Annotated in this window: 18 protein-coding genes and 1 tRNA gene; 8 read left to right on the plus strand and 11 right to left on the minus strand. The window is 45.2% G+C overall.

Features of this window, described 5'->3' with window-relative positions; all coding sequences use genetic code 11:
* The first annotated feature begins 185 nt into the window (after window positions 1-185).
* Complete coding sequence (locus tag H8K36_RS02680; RefSeq protein WP_186915205.1) at window positions 186-1,427, plus strand: polyhydroxyalkanoate depolymerase; 1,242 nt, start codon at window positions 186-188, stop codon at window positions 1,425-1,427.
* A gap of 173 nt (window positions 1,428-1,600) precedes the next feature.
* Complete coding sequence (locus tag H8K36_RS02685; RefSeq protein ID WP_222611099.1) at window positions 1,601-2,143, plus strand: C40 family peptidase; 543 nt, start codon at window positions 1,601-1,603, stop codon at window positions 2,141-2,143.
* Here H8K36_RS02685 and H8K36_RS02690 read toward each other — a convergent pair whose 3' ends face one another.
* From H8K36_RS02690 to H8K36_RS02730, 9 genes are all read right to left on the minus strand, one after another.
* Entirely contained in the window at window positions 2,144-3,130 is a 987-nt protein-coding gene (locus H8K36_RS02690; protein WP_370587125.1) for a patatin-like phospholipase family protein, read from the minus strand.
* 64 nt (window positions 3,131-3,194) lie between these two features.
* Window positions 3,195-3,284 (minus strand) — tRNA-Ser (locus tag H8K36_RS02695).
* 92 nt (window positions 3,285-3,376) lie between these two features.
* Window positions 3,377-5,398 carry a putative bifunctional diguanylate cyclase/phosphodiesterase gene (locus H8K36_RS02700; RefSeq protein WP_186915204.1) on the minus strand — a complete coding sequence of 674 codons (2,022 nt, stop codon included), beginning with the start codon at window positions 5,396-5,398 and terminating at the stop codon, window positions 3,377-3,379.
* On the minus strand, window positions 5,398-6,579 hold the full coding sequence (locus H8K36_RS02705; RefSeq protein ID WP_186915203.1) for an EAL and HDOD domain-containing protein: 1,182 nt from the start codon (window positions 6,577-6,579) through the stop codon (window positions 5,398-5,400). The genes H8K36_RS02700 and H8K36_RS02705 overlap by 1 nt, the downstream gene beginning before the upstream one ends.
* A 236-nt stretch (window positions 6,580-6,815) precedes the next feature.
* The gene (gene hemW, locus H8K36_RS02710) at window positions 6,816-8,084 is read right to left on the minus strand and encodes a radical SAM family heme chaperone HemW (protein WP_186915202.1); all 1,269 of its coding nucleotides are present in this window, start codon (window positions 8,082-8,084) and stop codon (window positions 6,816-6,818) included.
* Window positions 8,081-8,674 (minus strand): RdgB/HAM1 family non-canonical purine NTP pyrophosphatase, encoded by a 594-nt coding sequence (rdgB, locus tag H8K36_RS02715; RefSeq protein WP_186915201.1) that lies wholly within the window; start codon window positions 8,672-8,674, stop codon window positions 8,081-8,083. The genes hemW and rdgB overlap by 4 nt, the downstream gene beginning before the upstream one ends.
* The gene (gene rph / locus H8K36_RS02720) at window positions 8,671-9,405 is read right to left on the minus strand and encodes a ribonuclease PH (RefSeq protein WP_186915200.1); all 735 of its coding nucleotides are present in this window, start codon (window positions 9,403-9,405) and stop codon (window positions 8,671-8,673) included. Before rph ends, rdgB begins: the two co-directional genes overlap by 4 nt.
* Window positions 9,406-9,432: 27 nt before the next feature.
* A complete protein-coding gene (locus H8K36_RS02725) occupies window positions 9,433-10,374 on the minus strand; it encodes a PP2C family protein-serine/threonine phosphatase (RefSeq protein ID WP_186915199.1) in 942 nt (313 codons plus the stop codon).
* 63 nt (window positions 10,375-10,437) lie between these two features.
* On the minus strand, window positions 10,438-11,448 hold the full coding sequence (locus H8K36_RS02730; protein ID WP_186915198.1) for a serine/threonine protein kinase: 1,011 nt from the start codon (window positions 11,446-11,448) through the stop codon (window positions 10,438-10,440).
* A 173-nt stretch (window positions 11,449-11,621) separates the two neighbouring features.
* On the opposite strand from H8K36_RS02730, the gene H8K36_RS02735 reads away from it, so the two are divergent.
* Genes H8K36_RS02735 through H8K36_RS02750 form a run of 4 tightly spaced genes read left to right on the plus strand, consistent with a single transcriptional unit; the run spans window position 11,622 to window position 15,756 of the window.
* Window positions 11,622-12,521: a YicC/YloC family endoribonuclease gene (locus H8K36_RS02735; RefSeq protein WP_186915760.1), complete on the plus strand. Its 900-nt coding sequence runs from the start codon at window positions 11,622-11,624 to the stop codon at window positions 12,519-12,521.
* Window positions 12,522-12,564: 43 nt separating this feature from the next.
* Window positions 12,565-13,206, plus strand: coding sequence for a guanylate kinase (gene gmk / locus H8K36_RS02740; protein ID WP_186915197.1), 642 nt, complete (start codon window positions 12,565-12,567; stop codon window positions 13,204-13,206).
* A gap of 16 nt (window positions 13,207-13,222) precedes the next feature.
* Entirely contained in the window at window positions 13,223-13,426 is a 204-nt protein-coding gene (rpoZ, locus tag H8K36_RS02745; RefSeq protein ID WP_186915196.1) for a DNA-directed RNA polymerase subunit omega, read from the plus strand.
* A gap of 53 nt (window positions 13,427-13,479) precedes the next feature.
* Window positions 13,480-15,756, plus strand: a complete 2,277-nt coding sequence (locus H8K36_RS02750) for a RelA/SpoT family protein (RefSeq protein WP_186915195.1) — start codon at window positions 13,480-13,482, stop codon at window positions 15,754-15,756.
* Between the two features lie 20 nt (window positions 15,757-15,776).
* On the opposite strand, the gene greB is transcribed toward H8K36_RS02750, so the two are convergent.
* Complete coding sequence (greB, locus tag H8K36_RS02755; RefSeq protein ID WP_186915759.1) at window positions 15,777-16,331, minus strand: transcription elongation factor GreB; 555 nt, start codon at window positions 16,329-16,331, stop codon at window positions 15,777-15,779.
* A gap of 291 nt (window positions 16,332-16,622) precedes the next feature.
* Between greB and H8K36_RS02760 the strand changes: the two genes are divergently transcribed.
* Both H8K36_RS02760 and H8K36_RS02765 read left to right on the plus strand, forming a co-directional pair.
* The gene (locus tag H8K36_RS02760; protein ID WP_186915194.1) at window positions 16,623-17,270 is read left to right on the plus strand and encodes a response regulator; all 648 of its coding nucleotides are present in this window, start codon (window positions 16,623-16,625) and stop codon (window positions 17,268-17,270) included.
* Between the two features lie 59 nt (window positions 17,271-17,329).
* Complete coding sequence (locus H8K36_RS02765; RefSeq protein WP_186915193.1) at window positions 17,330-18,997, plus strand: GGDEF domain-containing protein; 1,668 nt, start codon at window positions 17,330-17,332, stop codon at window positions 18,995-18,997.
* Window positions 18,998-19,107: 110 nt separating this feature from the next.
* Here the strand turns inward: H8K36_RS02765 and H8K36_RS02770 are convergent, their stop codons facing one another.
* Window positions 19,108-19,917: a phytanoyl-CoA dioxygenase family protein gene (locus tag H8K36_RS02770; protein WP_186915192.1), complete on the minus strand. Its 810-nt coding sequence runs from the start codon at window positions 19,915-19,917 to the stop codon at window positions 19,108-19,110.
* Window position 19,918: the final 1 nt, after the last annotated feature.

The following is a 19,918-nucleotide window of genomic DNA, read 5'->3' on the forward strand; positions in this document are numbered from 1 at the left end:
ACTTCACTAAACGGCCTTCGTTCTACCTTTGTTCACACAATTTCATATAAATGCATTGATATTCAAAGCGTTTTATGTCGCAGTGCAATAATTTCGCGCTATACTAAGAGCAAACGCCCATCCATATAAACCACAAGAATGTGTGGATGAAATTGCAATTCCTTTAACCACCTGGAAGATGCGAAATGCTTTATCAAATACACGAATTAAACCGGTCTTTTTTGACACCACTCACCAACTGGGCTGAGGCAACGTCGAAGTTATTCGCAAATCCAGTCTCGCCGCTTGCATACACCCCTTACTCACAGCGAATCGCCGCTGGGTATGAGTTGCTGTATCGATTAGGCAAAGATTACGAAAAGCCTCAATTCGATATTAAATTTGTCAAGGTCAAAGATAAAACTGTCGAAATCGCTGAAGAAGTCTCTCTGGCAAAACCTTTTTGCAATTTGATTCACTTCAAGAAGCTTGGTGTGGAATCAAGCAAAAAAACCAAGTCTGAGTCCGAAAAGAAAATTCTGATCGTTGCTCCTCTATCTGGACACCATGCCACATTGCTGCGGGATACCGTCAAAAGCCTGCTACCAACGCACGACGTGTATATTACAGACTGGCGTGATGCGCGGATGGTGCCTCTATCAGAAGGTCCTTTTCACCTTCATGACTACATTTATTATGTGCAAGATTTCATCCGTCATCTTGCACCAGATCTTCACGTTATCTCCGTTTGCCAACCGACAGTTCCGGTGCTGGCGGCGATATCCTTGATGGCGACAGATAACGATCCTGCTCTACCAAAGAGCATGACAATGATGGGTGGTCCAATCGACCCACGTAAATCACCAACTCAAGTAAACGCGCTTGCCACAGAAAAGAAATTTTCTTGGTTCGAGAATTCAGTTATCTATAACGTACCAGCAAACTACCCGGGTTTCGGTCGCAAAGTTTATCCAGGATTCTTGCAACATGCGGGCTTTGTGGCAATGAACCCCGATCGTCACGCACAGAGTCATTGGGATTTCTACCAACACTTAATTCAAGGTGATGATGAATCAGCTGAGCAGCATAGAAAGTTCTATGATGAATACAATGCGGTATTAGACCTACCCGCTGAGTACTACCTTGAGACTATTAAAACCGTATTCCAAGAGTTCCGACTGCCGAAAGGCACTTGGGAAGTCGAAGGAAAATTAGTGCGTCCACAGGATATCAAGACAGTCGCGTTATTTACTGTTGAAGGTGAGTTAGATGACATATCTGGACCAGGACAAACACAAGCTGCTCATGATCTTTGCTGCAATATTCCTGCAAAGATGAAACAAGACTATGTCGCTCCAGGTGCTGGTCACTATGGCATTTTCTCGGGCCGCCGCTGGCGTGAAATTATCTGTCCAAAAGTGGTCAGCTTCATTGAGGCGAATTCTTGATCACACAGGTGATTGTTAATTCGAAGGGTGGCACTGCCACCCTTTTTCATTTGAAGAAATTAGAGTTGGTATTTAACCAATCTTCTTTTTTCCAAAAATACGCTATACTCGAGAATACTATACGCAATATCCAATGCTGTTTTAACAACAACATACAAAAGACCGTTTAGCGCATGCAGATAAAACTCTCGACCAAATTCAGCAAGATGATAGTGATTGGCGCCCTTCTCGGCACAGTCCAAATGATGTCGTCTCAAGCTATGGCCGCAGATGAATCACCCACCGAAACGTCAAAAGCAATCAACGCCTTAAGAGATCTGCGAGATAAAACCTCTGACCTCACTATGAATGCAATGAGCCTACTTGGGATCAAGTATAAACGGGGTGGAAATACGCCTGAAAATGGTCTTGATTGCAGTGGTTTTGTACGACTCGTTTTTAAGAACACGGGCGAAACTGAACTGCCGAGGACTGCAAAAGAGATTAGTAATCAAGGTACGACCGTTGATGAGAAAGACCTTAAACCAGGTGATTTAGTCTTCTATAACACGCTCAAGAAGAGTTTTTCGCATGTTGGCATTTATCTCGGCGACAATAAATTCATCCATGCGCCTTCAGCAGGTGGGCGCGTCCGTATCGAAAGTATGAACTTAGATTACTGGCGCAAACGTTTCAACGGAGCCCGTCGGATCAATGAAGAGCCTCCCGCGAAATAACTAGCGTTCTTGAAATGCTTTAATCTTTTCTTTCAACTCGGGAATGACTGCGTTAGCAGCACGTTCGCCGGCCAAAATCGCCAGATTACGACCATTAAAGTCGCTCCCCTTCATTCCTGGCAAATCTGGTTTTATGACTACATCTGCGCTTTTCAATTCAAAGTGATTGAGACTCTGCCCCATAATCGTGAAAGTTTGCATGAGGACTTCAAGAGAACTCGAAGCGGCTTGCGAATCTGGGGTCGATGAAATGTTGACAGCAATTACAATATCGGCGCCCATTTCACGAGCAAATCTAACTGGCACTGGCGATACCAAACCGCCATCGACATATTGACGCTCATTGATGCGTACGGGCTGAAAAACACCTGGTACCGAGGAAGAGGCTCGCACTGCCAATCCTGTATTGCCACGTTGAAATAGGATAGGTAACCCAGTGTTCAAATCTGTGGCAACCGCACCAAAAGGTTTTTTAAGTTTTTCAATCGGCGCTTGCGATACCATCTTATTTACGTAGTTTTGAAGTGCCTCACCTTTTAATACGCCACTACTTTTCGAAAACAAAGGAACTGACCAATCAGATATCGTAGACTCATCCATTTCCAGCGCCATCTTCTGCAACGTAAAGCCGTTATTTCCGGCTGCGTACATTGCACCAACAACACTACCCGCACTTGTCCCAACGATAATGTCAGGGTAAATCCCTTGCGCCTCCAACACCTTGATCACACCGATATGTGCAAAACCACGAGCGGCGCCACCACCAAGAGCAAGTCCAATCTTGACAGGTCTAATCGTCTTTACTACCGGTTGCAAGTCAGTCTTCAAGACCGGCTTGGTGTTGTTCGTCACCGGTGCTGTTGTTGCACAGCCAAATAGAAACAGGGCAGAAATAGCACACGACAAAAGTACTGGCAGGTTTCGTGAAACGCAGCGCATAATTAACTCGATATGTAATGGAATAAATATTTGAATCGTTTCCTTCATACAGCTTTACGAGGAAAGACTTTTTGACTTGATGACGCGCTCTAAATGAGCGCATCAATAAATTTGGCGGAAGCGGTGAGATTCGAACTCACGAAGGGCTCTCACCCTCGCTAGTTTTCAAGACTAGTGCCTTCAACCACTCGGCCACACTTCCAAGCCGCAAATTATAGCCTAACACGAAATTTTTAGGAAGAGTTTTTGGAAAAACTTTAGAAAATTCCCGATTCGGAAAAACGCGCGAGAATATTAAGCAGCGAATGGAAGCGTAAATCCACGCTGCTGCGCATCGAAAAACTTCTCAGCATCTAAAGGACGTGCAAACAAATAACCTTGAATTTCATCGCAGCCCATTTTCCGTAAAAACTCGAACTGCTCGCTATTTTCAACGCCTTCAGCGACAACTTTATGCCCCATCTGTTTCGCCATACTGATGATCGCACTCGAAATAGCACAATCGTCAATATCATCTGGAACGCCCTGTATAAATGAGCGGTCAATCTTCACACTATCAATCGGGAATTTTTTCAAATATGAAAGACTTGAGAAACCGGTACCAAAATCATCAAGTGCCAAGCTGAGCCCCATCGACGAGAGTTCATTCATGATAGGAACCACATTGCTTGCATTTCGCATAAGCATGCTCTCTGTGATTTCTAGTTCAATCCACTGTGCAGATATCTGATGCTTTGAGAGTGCCGCCATCACGCGCTCGCACAAGGAAGATGTGAACTCTTTTGCAGCCACGTTGACTGCAATACGAAATGGTTTAATTCCTTGAGCTTGCCAGATTTTCGCCTGCTGACATGCCGCATCGAGAACCCAAGAATCAATTTGAATAATGAGATTACTTTCTTCAGCTACCGGAATGAATTCAATTGGAGAAATAATTCCATGGTTAGGCTTAGCCCAGCGAATTAACGCTTCAGCACCAATCACTGCACCACTAGAAATATCGACTTTAGGTTGAAAAAGTAAGAAGAACTCATTTTGCTCCAGCGCACGTCGCATGCTTGATTCGAGTTCCATTCGCCCAGAAATCGAGTGGTTCATTGCTGCATCATAGAACGCATAGTCTCCACAACTCTTTTCAACGAGACGCTTTGCGCGAAACATCGCAATATCCGCTTTTTGCAAAAGGTCTTCAGCATCTACACCATCTTGTGGAAACAAACTAATGCCAATACTTGCACCAAGCTTTAACTCATGTGAATCGATTTTTATTGTTTGATCTAGACATGCCAAAAGCTTTTGTGCCACTAAGCCCAAGTCGAAATGGCGCTTTACATCGACAATCGCCACGGCGAACTCATCACTTCCTAGTCGAGCGATCACATCATTTTCACGTAGCGCTGCACGAAAACGGTAGGCCACTTGCCTTAACAACTGATCACCTACTGCATGCCCTAATGCTTCATTGATAGGCTTGAATCGATTCAAATCGATAAAAAAAACACCAACCATGCAGTCATTCCGTTGACCACGCTGAATGGAAGCTTCAACAAGCTTTTTAAATAAAACACGGTTCGGAAAATCAGTGAGTACATCGTAGTAAGCGAGGTGATTGATTTTTTCCTCTGCACACTTACGCTGAGTAATATCACTCAAATAACCTATCATTCCAATTGGACTACCAACTTCGTCGGTCAACATAGACAAACTGAGACTAGCCCAAAAAACCTCGCCATTTTTTTTGCGTCGGCGCACTTCCATCTCTCGTCCGCCTTGCTGTAAGAAATGGTCATGGTGAAGAAAGTCTATTGGTTCTTCATCTCCATACAAAAATAAAATGTTTTGTCCTATCGCCTCAGAAGCACTATATCCAAACAGTTTCTCCGCGCCCAAATTCCAACTTATTATGAAACCCGCTAGGTCCATAGTGATGACAGACTCATGAATCTGGTCAAGAATCTGAGATTGCATCAGCTGCGACTTTAGCGCTGCCTTAAATTTTGAATCTAACTTTGTACGAACCGATAGGAGTCGTGCAGTTAGCGCGGTAATTTGATTGAGCTTATCCAATTCCCGTTCATTTATTGTCCTCGTGCTTGAAGATAGAACATAGCAATCCTCTGCCGTTACTTGAGTGATCGCGACGTGCTCTGAATGTGCGGGCAATTCCCGCGTAAAAACGATTTCGAGATCATCAAATAACTGCGCGACAATTTTTGAAATTTCGTTCTTGAAATACGCGGTATCTCGACACAAAATCGTTTCGCAGAGATTAATCCCGACTTGAACGTCAGCTAATGAACTACTAAGCTCGTTCATTACATGTCCTGGCAGACTTGATTTACCCAAGTGTATGAATAAACTTGGTTTTCGTAATAGGTCCCAGCATCAATTCCCTGCGCCTGGAGCGCGTTCGCAAGCAACTGTGATTTCGGACGATCTGCTAATTCAACAATTGCCAACAAACTACCCAGCTCACCGGCACGTTCGGTCAAAGCATCAACAATCTCTTCTGGCAAATTTAGCGGCTTCAGAATTTCCCAGAGTGGTGTCGAGAACAAAAGATCCAGTAATGAAAACATGCCGACCATAAACGCACTATCTTGCTCATCGCGGCTTCCGCCTCGTTGTCGACAATACGCTTCCATTGAACTAGCGCGAAAAGCCGCCCTCAACATCAATGGGTTCAAGCCGCTCCCATGATCGCCCTGCTTCGCATAAAGCAAGAGTTGCAACCAACGTTGGAGTTGACGACGCCCGAGCAAATTAATCGCTTGAACAAAGCTGGAAACTTTTACCGTTTGCGCGAATGCAGCTGAGCTAACAATCTTAAACAACATAAACGAAAGGCTAGCGTCTTGCTTAAATAGGGTTTCCAACTCCTTGACGTCTGCATCCCGGGAAACCAAATTGAGAAGCTTCAACAATCTTGCGCGAGCAGTCGCGTCTCCCGTCTTGTTCGAATTGGTCGGAGAGAACGCAAATTCACCGCTAAAGAGACTAAACCCTGCTTCAGAAGCCGTCTGCTGTTGGGCGAGAGTGTCGAGGTTTTTCGCCAAATGCTGATTGTTCTGCAGACTAAATAACCAAGGCTGAATATGAGAGGGAATTCCTTGCGCGCAATCAACTATGATGCCTTTTGTCTCGGGCCAAATTAATGAAGCCTTCGAATTAAAATCATCCATCAAAATACGCATGCCAAGGCTAGCGAAATGCTCAAGCTTGTCGCCGACCTCTTTATCTATACAGCTCAACTCTGGAATACACAAAGCAATATGTTTGCTGGTGTCTCGCTCGGCGAAATCGAGTGGAAGCTCCCTAGGATGCTTCACCGGCAGCATGATGAACAGCGGTGCAAGTCGCTCCAGGAAATCGACTTGCTGCAGTACATTTAAAAGATAACTGTAGGTATCTTCCGTTTGATCGCCAAAATCTGGACGTAAGGCGACGAGCTTCTGTTGACTATTCACTACAGGCAAGAAGGACACAATAGGAATCATGAGCAGGAAAATCTCCAGATTTTTACTCTGAGCTTACTCTCAGTTAGATGCTTAAAAGCAATTTGTATCCTGATGGTAAGTTGGAAATTACACAATTGCAAGATTAATTGATGAATACGAAGCAATTTTTGAAAGATGTTGCTTTCGCAATACATGCGGCGAAAACAGGACTGAAGATATCCACAAAATCGATCGAATCTCTTTCATTACCAACTAAAGGATCGAAAGAAATTAGTTCAATTATCGAGAAACATTTGCTGAAGATCGTTGAGAAAACGTCGCCCTAAAGGACTTGGCTTAATCGTCAAATGGTCAACTTCGATTAAAGCGCGTTTTTCGGCTGCGCTTAGAGTTTTCTCGATTGAATTTAGCAATAAGCCAGTACGCTCGAAAAATAGTTTCGACTCGAAACCATCATTCAAGCGCAAGGCATTTAGCATAAACTCGAAAGGCAATTCATCCCTTCCAATCTCAAAAGACTCTTGCACTGCATTCCCTTTAAATGCAGATTCAACGAATGCTTTTGGTTGCTTATGACGAAGTTGTCGAATGATTCGATGAGGAAATGAAAGTTTGGAATGAGCACCAGCGCCAATCCCAAGATAATCACCAAAATTCCAGTAATTTAAATTGTGACGCGATTCCTTACCTGGCTTCGCAAATGCTGACACCTCATAGTGGTGGTAACCATACTCCCCCATCTTTGCCTGTATTTGCTCCTGCATCTCAGCGCTTAGATCTTCGTCAGGAACAGTTGGAGGATATTTGGCAAAGTACGTATTTGGTTCCAGTGTGAGGTGATATAAAGACAAATGGGTCGGTTCAAAGCTCAATGCCATTTCTAAATCATGCTTTGACTCCGCTAAAGTTTGATTGGGTAAAGCGAACATCAGATCAAGATTAAAATTATCGAAATTATTTCGGGCTATATCAATTGCTCGCTTCGCCTCATCTCCGTTATGAATACGACCCAAAGCGTGCAAATGTTGGCTATTGAAACTCTGAATACCGATCGACAATCGATTAATTCCGCTTTCACGATAGGAACGAAACTTTTCCGCCTCGAAGGTACCAGGGTTCGCCTCCATCGTAATTTCCGCAGCACTATCCAAGGGCAATAAGGTACGCACATCACTCAATAGCTGATCGAGGCCTGCAGCAGACATCAAACTCGGCGTACCGCCACCAATGAATACCGAGTATATCTTTCGCCCCCAAATCATTGGAAGTGCATGCTCTAAATCCAATCGCAATGCGCGAAGATACTCAGCTTCATCGAAAGATTGCTTTACCTCATGTGAATTAAAGTCGCAGTAAGGACACTTTCTTACACACCATGGGAAATGAATATACAAAGACAATGGTGGCAAGGCGCCCAAATGCAAAGTACCCTCACTTAGATAGTTTCTGGCAACTTCGGATGAAATTTCACTGATGCGATCAGAAGAGGAAGCTTGTTGTTCTTGGTTCGGTGGTGTGAGAGTAATTGGCTTAATCGGAATCATGCTTGTTGCGTCAGTTTTTGTATCAGGTCCTGAAGGGCTTTTGCTCGGTGAGAAATACCATTTTTTTCCAAGGGAGTTAGCTGCGCAGCCGTTTTACCAAACTCAGGGACATAAAAATGTGGATCATATCCAAAGCCGCCATCGCCTGCAGGACTATCAACGAAAACGCCATTCCATCGGCCATCTGCGATGACTGGTTGGGGATCATTCTCTGATCGCACAAAAACAAGAACACAATAATAGTAGGCAGATCGGTCATCCATACCCTGCAACTGCATCACCAATTTTTGATTATTATTCTCATCTGACTTTGGTTCACCAGCGTAACGCGCAGAAAATACACCTGGCGCACCACCCAAGCTTGGCACACAAATACCAGAATCATCCGCTAACGCAGGCAACCCCGTCAATTTAGCAGCATGTCTCGCTTTAGACAGTGCGTTTTCAAGGAACGTAAAATATGGCTCTGGCGAATCGGGGACATTGAATTCAGATTGAGAGTGCACAGAAAAACCAAGCGGCGCCAATAATTGATGAAACTCCTTGAGTTTCCCCTGATTATTGGATGCCAAGACAATCTTTTGACTCATGAAATCAATCCCAAAGCACGTTTCTGGTTCTGAATGATTTCTGCGATTCCGCTCTCAGCGAGGTCAAGCAATTGATTCAGCGTAGCGCGTTCAAAAGCATGCCCTTCCGCCGTGCCTTGAACCTCGATAAAATGTCCTTGATCTTCCATGACGACATTCATATCTGTATCACAATCTGAATCTTCAAGATAATCCAGATCGAGAACAGGCTGACCACGGTAGACCCCCACAGAGACCGCAGCGACAAATTGTTTCACGGGAATTGCATCGATGGTCCCAGCTGCCAACATTTTAGAAAACGCGTCGTAGGCTGCAACCATCGCACCTGAAATCGCTGCCGTACGAGTTCCCCCATCAGCTTGAATCACGTCACAATCAAGATGCAATGTTCGCTCTCCGAACGCTTCCAAATCAAATGCCGCGCGCAAAGAACGCCCTATCAGACGCTGGATTTCTTGGGTACGACCACTTTGCTTTCCCTTCGCGGCTTCGCGATCCATTCGTGTGTGCGTAGAACGTGGCAACATCCCATATTCAGCCGTTAACCAGCCTTGTCCTTTGCCTTTCAGGAAACCAGGAACTTTATCTTCGATACTGGCCGTGCAGATAACTTTAGTCGCCCCAAACTCGACCAAAACGGAGCCCTCAGCATGCTGAGTAAAATGACGAGTAAAGCGCACTTCACGAAGTGAATTGGGGCTGCGTCCACTAGGACGTTGAATAGTAGACATAGGAGATACCATCATTTGAAGAATAAATTATTTATCGTTTTTGTTAGTTAAACGCGTTGAGTTATGAATCGCATTTCGGATCTCGTCAATTGCTTTTTCAATCTCTTCATCATTAAACAGATCGGCTTCGGCATTTTCATCATCAACATCAACAGGGATTTGAATCGTGGTCGCAATCGAGCCAATGGGCAAAGTGTTTGTAGAAATAATGGAGGAATTCTCCAAGATATCATTACCTTCCCACATCATTGCGAGAGCCGTCGCGTTATCGCCCTGACGTCCTGCGATTTCCACAGCGGTTCTTACCAGTTCTGGGATTGCACGAACAATCGTTTGTTCATGAAGACGTTGCGCTAATAAATGGTCCGGCAATACGCCCCATAAACCATCCGAACACAAGAGAATCAAATCGCCTGCTTGCAAGGAAGCGCGACGAGAAAGCTCGACGATGGGTGCGTGCGGCGCGCCGAGGCAATTAAAAAGTTTATTGCGATCTGGATGTGTATTTCGCTCAGAGGGATCAATCTTACCTTGATCAATTAAGGTTTCGAGGCGGGAGTGATCTTTGGTGCGCAGTAAGATTTGACCATCACGCATCCAATACAGCCTAGAGTCACCGCAATGTGCCCAGTAAGCATTACCGTTTTGAATTAGACAGGCAACGATAGTCGTACGCGGTGTTTCTGGAAGATTCTTTAATTGACGAAAACGATGTATTTCGTTGTGTGCAGCCAAGAAACCTTTCTCGAGAAAACGCTCAGGCTTATCAATCATTGGATGAGCTTGCTTCTGAAACAGACTGCCAATCGTTTGCATCGCAATCGTGGCTGCCATTTCACCCATGATATGGCCACCCATACCATCCGCAAGTAGCAACAAAATCGCGTCACGGGTAAAGCTGTAGCCCATACGGTCTTGATTAACCTTGCGGCCGCCAATATGGCTTTCTTGGTAGACTGAAAAACGCATGAATAGAGTTCTTAAAAACGCCTCTCGTCGTTCGCACTTGTGCGACCAACGATAGACTTTGTTTTAGATAGTATCTTCTTGAATTGTCGTGAAATCTTTTTCGTCAGCGTCTTTACCGTTGCGACCAAATAGACTCGCCAACTTGACCTTCGTACGCTCCATGAATGTCAACTCGCGTTGTGGAGGAGATTTCACCGACAGCGCTTTTTGCAATGCAAATACGCTTTGCGGGCGTTCTAATGGATCCAGCTTCAGACACATACGGACCACATCAATCAATTCCGCTGAATAGGTGCCCTCGAGCTTTTTGTAATGCGCTTCCATTTTGTCGTTGGTCTTACGTTGATCTGCTGGTTGTGGAGGAGCTCCCACCATACAGGCGAACATCGATGCGCCTATACTGTAGATATCAGTCCAAGGACCGAGATTACTATTTTTCACATACAACTCTGGGGCGGCAAATCCAGGTGTGTACATTGGATATAGTTTTGGCATATCTGTTTTCAAGGTCTGACGCGCAGCACCAAAGTCTAGCAAGATAGGCGTACCATCCATGCGCAAGTAAATATTTGCAGGCTTTAAATCGAGATGTAACAACTTATTCGTATGTACTTCCCGCAAACCATTCATGACCATGTTGAACATCTTCCGAATGAAACGCTCGGAGACCAAAGGCTTTTCACCTTTATCCCGACGGCGAAGAATGTGTTCTTGCAGTGATCGTCCTGACTCGTAAGCCATCACCATGTATACTGTTTCGTTCGCTCGGAAAAAATTCACAACACTCACCACATTAGGGTGAGCGATTCGAGCCAAAGCACGCCCCTCCTCAAAGAAGCACTTTAAGCCAATGCGATAGACGGGGAAGTTTTCGGCAGAAATGGCAGGAACTAACTCACCGATCTGGCGCAATGCCAAAGAACTTGGCAAATACTCTTTAATCGCGACTGCATTACCATCCTCATCGGTCGCAAGATAAACAATACTGAAGCCACCCGAGGCAATTTTCTTTACAATACGGTATCCGGCGATTTCCAAGCCGTCTGGCAATGGTGCGTTATTTTGTGCTGCCATATTATTTTTGGTCCTACGATGGTAAATTGCGAAAATGCTGAAAAAATTAGTATACGCATTGTACAGTGTCGACTTTAGCTCATTGACTAATGGTGCGCAAATAAATGCTTAACCATTCAACAATTCGCATAATCGCAACATTAAACAAAGGAAAACAATTGAGCATCTTTAGTATGACTGGTTATGCAACCAGTACAAAAGAAACCGAGGCAGGCACAATAACGATAGAAATTAAGAGTGTCAATTCACGATTTCTTGATTTGCAATTTCGTATAAATGACGAATTTCGTTCAATTGAACCGTTATTTCGAGATGCCATTAGCAAACGAATTAGCCGCGGCAAAGTTGAATGCCGCTTTAGCTTCGGCAAAAAGAATACTGAGGGTCAACAGAAGGCACTCAATTCGGGCGTATTGGAACAACTAAATCAATTTCAAGTTGAACTCAAAGGTCGTTTTCCGAGTGCAAAGGAACTGAGTGTTAGTGATTTACTACGTTGGCCTGGTGTTATTGAAGAGTCTGAAATCAATTCAGACCATCTACAAGAAAACATCCAAGCTGGGATCGAATCGACACTTAATGATTTCTTAGCGAGCCGAGAACGAGAAGGCTCAGCACTCGCACAAGTATTACTAAAATGCGTAGATGAAATGGAAACCATCGTTACTCGCATAACTCCACTTTTGCCCACAGTATTGCAACAGTTCCAGCAAAAAGCGATTGCCCGCTTAGAAGAAGCACTTGGCCTCGCACTTAACAAGGCTGATGGCAGTGCTCCGAGCATTTCTCGCGACGAAGTATTGGACCGTATCCGCCAGGAAGTTACGATGTATGGGATTCGCATTGACGTTAATGAAGAGCTAGCACGACTCTCTGGTCATCTAAATGAGACTCGCCAAATCCTGAAAAAAGGTGGGCAAGTGGGCAAACGACTAGACTTTATGATGCAGGAGTTAAATCGCGAAGCAAATACTTTGGGCTCAAAAGCTGCACTAAAAGAACTCGCGGACGCATCAATGGAATTGAAGCTACTCATCGAACAGATGCGTGAACAAGTACAAAACCTAGAATAACCGTAACAAATAACCCATTTTAATCAAGTTTCAAGCACAACAAATGACCGCAAAAACATCGACCTCTGGCAGCCTCTTTATGGTTTCCGCCCCATCAGGCGCGGGCAAATCATCATTGGTGAACGGGCTTCTCAAGCTCGAACCTGGTTTGAAATTATCGATATCTTTTACGACCCGGCCACCACGCCCTGGTGAAGAAAATGGTCGCGAATATCACTTTGTGACCGCCGATGACTTTTTAGCACGCAAAAACCGCGGTGAATTTCTCGAATTTGCTGAAGTTCACGGCAATTATTACGGCACTTCGAAAATCCTAATTCACGAAGCCATGAAGGCGGGAACAGATATTTTGCTAGAGATTGACTGGCAAGGCGCTCAACAGGTCAAAAAGCAATTCCCGAACGTAGCAAGCATCTTTATTTTGCCACCATCGATCGAAGCGTTAGAAGAACGCCTCAATAAACGCGGACAAGACTCCCAAGAGGTGATTTCCCGTCGAATTTTGGCTGCTGGCGGCGAAATGGCGCACGCTCCAGACTTCGAATATGTTATTATCAACCAAGATTTTGAATTAGCTTTATCAGAATTGAGTGCCATTGTGAAAGCTACCCGTTGCCGCACAAGTCAGCAAACGGTTCGCAATGCGGCACTTTTTGCTCAATTGGGCATACAAATCAATCATTAAGTAAGAAGGAACCACCATGGCACGTATCACCGTTGAAGACTCTCTCAAACAAATTCCAAATCGCTTCCAATTGACATTGTGCGCAACTTACCGCGCTCGCCAATTGCTGCAAGGCCATACACCAAAAGTCGAAGCGAAAAACAAGCCTACCGTCGTTGCTTTGCGCGAAATTGCGGACGGCAAAGTTGGTATTGAAATGTTGAAAAAAGTCCCATTCTAATTTCGAATCGCGACATACCGTGAAACGGCTGGGGACACAGGGAAACATTAAGTATGAATTTGCAAGCCGACAAATTGCCCTCCCCCACCGTATCTGAATCTGCAGAAGCAAACGTCTCATCCACAAAAAAACGCCGTAGCCCAGCACCTTCTAGCCCAACTACGGTTGCGCCGCCACCGATAGTAGCTTCGATCACCGATCTCACTAACCGCTTATCAGAGTATCTCTCTCCTACCGACTTAAAATTGGTCAAGGAGGCTTATCGTTTTTCGGATGAAATGCATTTGGGTCAGGTTCGGAAATCGGGCGAGCCATATATTTCCCACCCCATCGCGGTGGCCGAGATTTGTGCGGAATGGAAGCTAGACGTGCAAGCCATCATGGCTGCATTGCTGCACGACGTCATGGAAGACCAAGACGTTAAGAAAGAAGAACTAATCGAGCGATTTGGTGCTCCAGTTGCAGCGTTAGTCGATGGTCTATCCAAATTGGAGAAAATCGAATTTCAAAGTCACATCGAAGCGCAAGCTGAAAACTTCCGTAAGATGTTACTGGCCATGGCGCGCGATGTTCGAGTCATTTTAGTCAAGCTCGCCGACCGCCTACACAATATGCGCACACTCGGCGTGATGTCTCCCGAGAAGCAACGCCGTATTGCGAGCGAGACGATGGAAGTGTATGTGCCTATCGCCCATCGACTCGGCTTAAACAATATTTATCGAGAACTACAGGACCTGTCGTTCGCCCATATCTACCCTATGCGCTATCGTACACTTGCTAAGGCAATCAAAGCGGCGCGTGGGAACCGACGTGAAGTCGTGAATAAGATCATGGCAGCAGTCAAAACGACACTCAACGAAGCCGGTTTAGAAGCACAAGTTGATGGTCGAGAAAAAACACTTTACGGCATTTATTGCAAAATGCGCGATAAGCAACTAAGCTTTTCGCAGGTTCTTGACATCTACGGCTTTCGCATTGTTGTCGATAATTTCAAGAATAGCTACTTTGCACTAGGCACACTGCACGCACTTTACAAGCCTATGCCAGGCAAGTTCAAAGACTACATTGCTATACCCAAGTCAAACGGCTACCAGTCTTTGCATACGACACTGATTGGCCCTTACGGCACTCCTGTTGAATTTCAGATTCGCACAACCGAAATGCATCGTGTCGCCGAATCTGGTGTCGCTGCGCATTGGCTATACAAAAATGAAGCTGGAACACTCACAGACCTACAGCAGCGTACACACGCTTGGTTGCAATCACTTCTAGATATCCAAAAACAAACGGGCGACTCAGCCGAATTTTTGGAACATGTCAAAGTCGATTTGTTCCCCGACTCGGTCTATGTGTTCACACCGAAGTCTAAGATTTTCGCTTTACCTCGCGGGGCGACTGCACTCGATTTTGCCTATAACATTCATACGGACATTGGTGATCAAGCGATTGCGACACGCATCAATAATGAGCCAGTTCCACTGCGTACCGAATTAAAAAATGGCGACATCATTGAGATCATTACCTCCCCCAATTCGCGCCCGACGCCGAATTGGCTAACCTACGTACGCACTGGCAAAGCACGTTCTGCAATTCGCCATTATTTGCGCACGATTAATCTTAATGAGTCGACGGAATTAGGTAAACAATTACTGGCGCAAGCACTCGTTTCTTTGCACCTCAACCCAGAACTGCCTGACAGTTTGGTCGATAAGCTACTGAATGAATCCAGCGCAAATTCACTAGAGGAACTGCATACGGATATTGGAATTGGTAAGCGCATGGCTGCTTTAGTCGCGCGCCACATTCTTGATCTGGTTGAAAATGACTCTCCATCTATCCCATTCCAACATATGGGCGATGAAAAAATTAATAAACCAGATCCTGTGATGATTTACGGTAGCGAAGGGGTCTCCGTCCAGCTTTCTCCGTGCTGTTTACCAATTCCTGGCGATGACATCGTTGGACAATTAAAACGTGACCAAGGCCTAATTGTTCACACTGCCGAATGCAAACATGCGAAACGCATGCAGGTAAAAGAGCCAGACCGCTGGATTGATGTCACCTGGGGAGAGGACATCAATCGCCGCTTTGATTGCCGCATTTCAGTATTAGTTAACAATGAACGCGGTGCGTTAGCAAGAATTGCCGCTGAGATTGGCGAAGCCGATGCCAACATTAGCCATGTCAATATGGAAGATGGTGAATCGAAAGATATGACCAAAATTCACTTTACGATCCAGATTGATGACCGCGTGCATCTCGCCAAGATTATCCGTAACGTTAAACATCTCAATGGCGTAAGTAAGATTCGCCGCGAGTATTCAAACTAGAATTAGTCTACTGAACAACGTCATTTCGGTGACGGGTACTCAACTTCCAAGATCGTCAATTCTTTTGCGCCTTCTGGCGTATTGAGCGTCACAGCATCCCCCACCCTCGCCTTCGTAATAGCTCGAGCGACAGGTGAAATCCAGCTAATTAAACCATTGAGCGGATCGAACTCGTCGACGCCAACGATGCGTACTTTGGTCAATTGTCCATCTTCATCCTCAAACTCGACGGTTGCACCAAAAAATACTTGATCAGATCCGTAATGGACACTGGGATCAACAATTTCGGCCAAGTCTAAACGCTTGGTCAGGAATCGAATACGGCGGTCAATTTCACGAAGGCGCCGTTTTCCGTAAATATAGTCCCCATTCTCCGAGCGGTCCCCATTAGACGCCGCCCAAGAAACGATACGAACCACTTCTGGTCGTTCATTGTCGATCAAGTTCAACAACTCTGTTTTCATGCGATGATGGCCTTCTGGGGTGAGATAGTTCTTCACACCCGCGGGGATCGGTGGCGCGCCAAACTCATCGTCATCGTCATTGTCAGATTCTTTAACAAAGGCTTTACTCATCGATTTACCAAATTCTTTCTGCATAAATTCTTAAACAACCCCATTCTAGCGTATCCAATCTGCAACCCCTATAAACAAAAAACAATATTTCCACAAACACACTTTATTTCCTGAGTGCATCATGCAATAATAAACTGACAGTGTTTTACACGGTACAAAGTGCAACACCTTAAACGTTTATTTAGGGTTGGTTAGAAATCTAACTTGCTTTGTTTGGACTGCAGTTCCAATAATGTATTGCAATCGTAGCTTAAGCCGCGAACTTAATCGGAATCAAAAATAGGAATAGGCATGGCCGAATCTGCAAGCATCAAATTGATCATTGTCGACTCCCACCCAGTAGTCCGGGCAGGCATTCGCTTTCTCACCGCCTCAGATTCTAGTATCCAAGTCGTCGGTGAGGCGAATAACGGCCTCGAGGCGATCAAACTTGCTCGCCAAGTTCAAGCGACACTGATGTTGATTGAAATTGCACTCAACGATAGAAATGGCGTCGATGTGCTCAAGCAAATCAAGCGTGAATTCCCTCACATCGGCATTCTGGTGTTTTCTTCACATCGAGAAGATCAATACGCCATACGCTCGCTCAAGGCGGGGGCGGCAGGCTTTTTGAATAAGGCCAGCTCAGAATTTGAAATCTTGCACGCGATTCACCAGGTTTCGTCTGGACTCAAGTTCATTAGCCCTGAACTAGCACAAGAAATGGCAAACAACCTCAACCAGGAACATGAAGGTGAGCCGCACAAAACCCTCTCGGATCGCGAATATCAAACCATGATCATGATCGCCTCTGGCAAGAGCGTGAGTGACATTGCTAAAGAGCTCTCACTTTCTGTCAAAACAATCAGCGAATACCGCTCTAGAATTTTGATCAAGATGCGATTACGACACAATGCCGAACTTACCCACTATGCGATCAAGAATCAACTGGTAGAATAAACCGCTTGTGTCGCTAGAAGCTGGTTTAACCCGTAAAGACTACACGTTGAAAGATCGCCATGGCCGAGAAACCCAGTTCTGCTCCGCTAAAGAATCCCACCGACATTGCGCGCGAGACATTCAAGCGCCTAGCGATTGAACGCATTGCCCCTACTCCAGACGCGTATCGCAAACTCTACCTCGAAATTTCAGGAATCGAAGAGCAAGCCGAACCTGTCAAAGTTGAAGTACCACAACCCAGATCAATCGACGATATTCTTCCTTCTGAAGCGGAAAGTTTACTGAGTAGTTTCGCTCGAAGCTTACAAAAATCGAGTGGAGAATTAGCGGACTTTGGGCATCGTTTTTTGCGTGCAGTGAAAGCACAAAACTGGGAAGACTATGGCAAGGGACTGAACGAACTTGCAAGTAAAGTAACGACCAAAAGTTCGACCAATTCGATTAGCCTTGTCGACCCACTTCCAGCAACGGTCAATGCACTTCCTCAAAAAATATCTCTGGTCGATGATGATCCCACCGAAGATAAACGACCCAGCATTCTCAAGGATCTACTGTTTCGCACATTAACGATGGCTGTCTCATCGCTTTTAAAGTCGACACCGGCACTTGCCAATGAATCGGAGGCAATCGGTGAAGCCGTCAAGGTAGCGAACAACGAAACCGAGCTCAATGCGATTTCAAGTCGCATTAAACAACTCTGCTTTCAAATTGAATTAAAGAGTGGTGACACAGCTGAACAACAAGAGCTTCTGCTTAGATTGTTTTCGCTCCTACTTGAAAACGTGCGAGAACTTCTTGATGATGACAATTGGTTACGGGGTCAAATCGAGGTAGTTCAAAACTTAATCGCTGGCCCAATTGATCACCGCGCGTTACAAGAGGCCACGCGCAGCCTCAAAGATGTCATCTACAAGCAAGGTGCGCTAAAACATAGTCTGGCCGAATCAAAGACCTCGGTCAAAAACATGATGGCAGCTTTCATCGATCGACTCGATGTAATGACCCACGCAACTGAAAATTATCAGCATAAGATCGACGACTATTCACATCAAATCAGTGCCACTAGAGACAAAGCGGAATTAGAGAAAATTATTCACGCGATCCTTGATGAAACACAAGCTGTACAGTCTGAAACCAGCCGCTCGCAAGCCATCATGCTTGCCGCTCAAAAAGAAGTTAAAGAAGCTGAAATTCGCATCAAGGAACTCGAAGACAAGCTTACACAAATGAGTGAACTCGTACGTGAAGATCAGCTCACTGGTAGCTTGAATCGTCGTGGTTTAGATGACGTGTTTGAACGAGAAGCGGATCGCGCTGATAGACGCGGCACCCCGATGTGCGCAGCCATGCTCGACCTCGACAATTTCAAGAAACTCAACGACACACACGGCCACGCTGCTGGTGATGAGGCTCTGATCCACGTAGTCCGCATCGTCAAGCAAACCCTACGTTCTATCGACGTCATTGCTCGCTATGGCGGTGAAGAATTTTTGATCGTGATGCCAGAAACGTCGCTGGAGGAAGCCGCACGTGCCATGACGAGAGTGCAGCGTGAATTGACTACTCATTTCTTTACGGCGAATGATCAGCGATTGTTCATCACGTTTAGCGCTGGTGTTGCTCTACGAGCACCGCATGAATCTCAGGAGTCCGTTTTGAAACGGGCCGATAAAGCGATGTATGAAGCTAAGAAGTCCGGTAAGAATCGGGTTGTGACAGCGGATTAGCTTATCGAACTAGTTATATCCAACTTTCGGTTTTCATTACCCCTTGAAATAAACGCGTTCTGGGAGTTCAGACAACAACTCTAGAGTTCGATTCCCACATTTTTATCTACTTAACGTGGTCGGGTAATGTGGTCAATTCCGGATTTCAATTCGGTTCGTTCGAATTCATCGGTTGGCGTATAACTACAAAAACCGTAGACAATTTTCTCATCAATGTCTAGACCATTGAACATTTCTTCCGAGATCGCACGAGGATAATCAAAACCCTGTTTAATATACCATCGTACAAATGTTCCAACCAAAGCCCAACGGCTTCGATGGGCGGTATTCTCAAGAGTCGCATGCCAAATACGGCTATCCCAAATCGCGATATCTCCAGGTTCAGCCTCTAGTGCTATCGCCATTGGATTATCACCTTGAGGCGCATAAGCCCCGCTTAAATGAGAGCGTGGAATCAATAGAGTACAACCATTATCGCGTTTCGACTCCTCTAAGAAAAGAACCGTCTGAACTACTGACGTGTAGTCACCAGGATAAGGAATAAACGAATCAATATGATAAGGCATTGCACCAACTGAACTTCGCAAAAGCACGCTACGGAGAATGTAATTGGGTAAATCCTCGGGAATACTCCGATAGTATTTATCGTTCAACAGCGCTCGTAAAATATCACCGCACAAACCACGAATGAAGTGGCGTACGACTTCAGGTTTTTTTGCGGGGATATTATAGATGGTCGCACCATATCCATTTAATCGCTGCTGATTCGCAGTCAAGACTTCCCTCTCTTGCTCCGAGTACTCAAATGAATTCGCAAAATCTAACAGGTCCGCGACAAGCTCCTGTGCAATCGCATCCTTAATGACAACATATCCGTTCTCTCGAACAGCATTCACATAATCATTTAAAGTATTAATCATA

It is taken from the genome of Affinundibacterium nitidum (genome assembly GCF_014284155.1).
Taxonomy (GTDB): Bacteria; Pseudomonadota; Gammaproteobacteria; order Burkholderiales; family Burkholderiaceae_D; genus Undibacterium; species Undibacterium nitidum.

Bases quoted from the DNA above. Each gene is read 5' to 3' on its own strand.
- H8K36_RS02680 (WP_186915205.1), top strand. From the start codon at position 186: ATGCTTTATCAAATACACGAATTAAACCGGTCTTTTTTGACACCACTC.
- H8K36_RS02685 (WP_222611099.1), top strand. From the start codon at position 1,601: ATGCAGATAAAACTCTCGACCAAATTCAGCAAGATGATAGTGATTGGC.
- H8K36_RS02690 (WP_370587125.1), bottom strand. From the start codon at position 3,130: ATGAAGGAAACGATTCAAATATTTATTCCATTACATATCGAGTTAATT.
- H8K36_RS02700 (WP_186915204.1), bottom strand. From the start codon at position 5,398: ATGAACGAGCTTAGTAGTTCATTAGCTGACGTTCAAGTCGGGATTAAT.
- H8K36_RS02705 (WP_186915203.1), bottom strand. From the start codon at position 6,579: ATGATTCCTATTGTGTCCTTCTTGCCTGTAGTGAATAGTCAACAGAAG.
- hemW (WP_186915202.1), bottom strand. From the start codon at position 8,084: ATGATTCCGATTAAGCCAATTACTCTCACACCACCGAACCAAGAACAA.
- rdgB (WP_186915201.1), bottom strand. From the start codon at position 8,674: ATGAGTCAAAAGATTGTCTTGGCATCCAATAATCAGGGGAAACTCAAG.
- rph (WP_186915200.1), bottom strand. From the start codon at position 9,405: ATGTCTACTATTCAACGTCCTAGTGGACGCAGCCCCAATTCACTTCGT.
- H8K36_RS02725 (WP_186915199.1), bottom strand. From the start codon at position 10,374: ATGCGTTTTTCAGTCTACCAAGAAAGCCATATTGGCGGCCGCAAGGTT.
- H8K36_RS02730 (WP_186915198.1), bottom strand. From the start codon at position 11,448: ATGGCAGCACAAAATAACGCACCATTGCCAGACGGCTTGGAAATCGCC.
- H8K36_RS02735 (WP_186915760.1), top strand. From the start codon at position 11,622: ATGACTGGTTATGCAACCAGTACAAAAGAAACCGAGGCAGGCACAATA.
- gmk (WP_186915197.1), top strand. From the start codon at position 12,565: ATGACCGCAAAAACATCGACCTCTGGCAGCCTCTTTATGGTTTCCGCC.
- rpoZ (WP_186915196.1), top strand. From the start codon at position 13,223: ATGGCACGTATCACCGTTGAAGACTCTCTCAAACAAATTCCAAATCGC.
- H8K36_RS02750 (WP_186915195.1), top strand. From the start codon at position 13,480: ATGAATTTGCAAGCCGACAAATTGCCCTCCCCCACCGTATCTGAATCT.
- greB (WP_186915759.1), bottom strand. From the start codon at position 16,331: ATGAGTAAAGCCTTTGTTAAAGAATCTGACAATGACGATGACGATGAG.
- H8K36_RS02760 (WP_186915194.1), top strand. From the start codon at position 16,623: ATGGCCGAATCTGCAAGCATCAAATTGATCATTGTCGACTCCCACCCA.
- H8K36_RS02765 (WP_186915193.1), top strand. From the start codon at position 17,330: ATGGCCGAGAAACCCAGTTCTGCTCCGCTAAAGAATCCCACCGACATT.
- H8K36_RS02770 (WP_186915192.1), bottom strand. From the start codon at position 19,917: ATGATTAATACTTTAAATGATTATGTGAATGCTGTTCGAGAGAACGGA.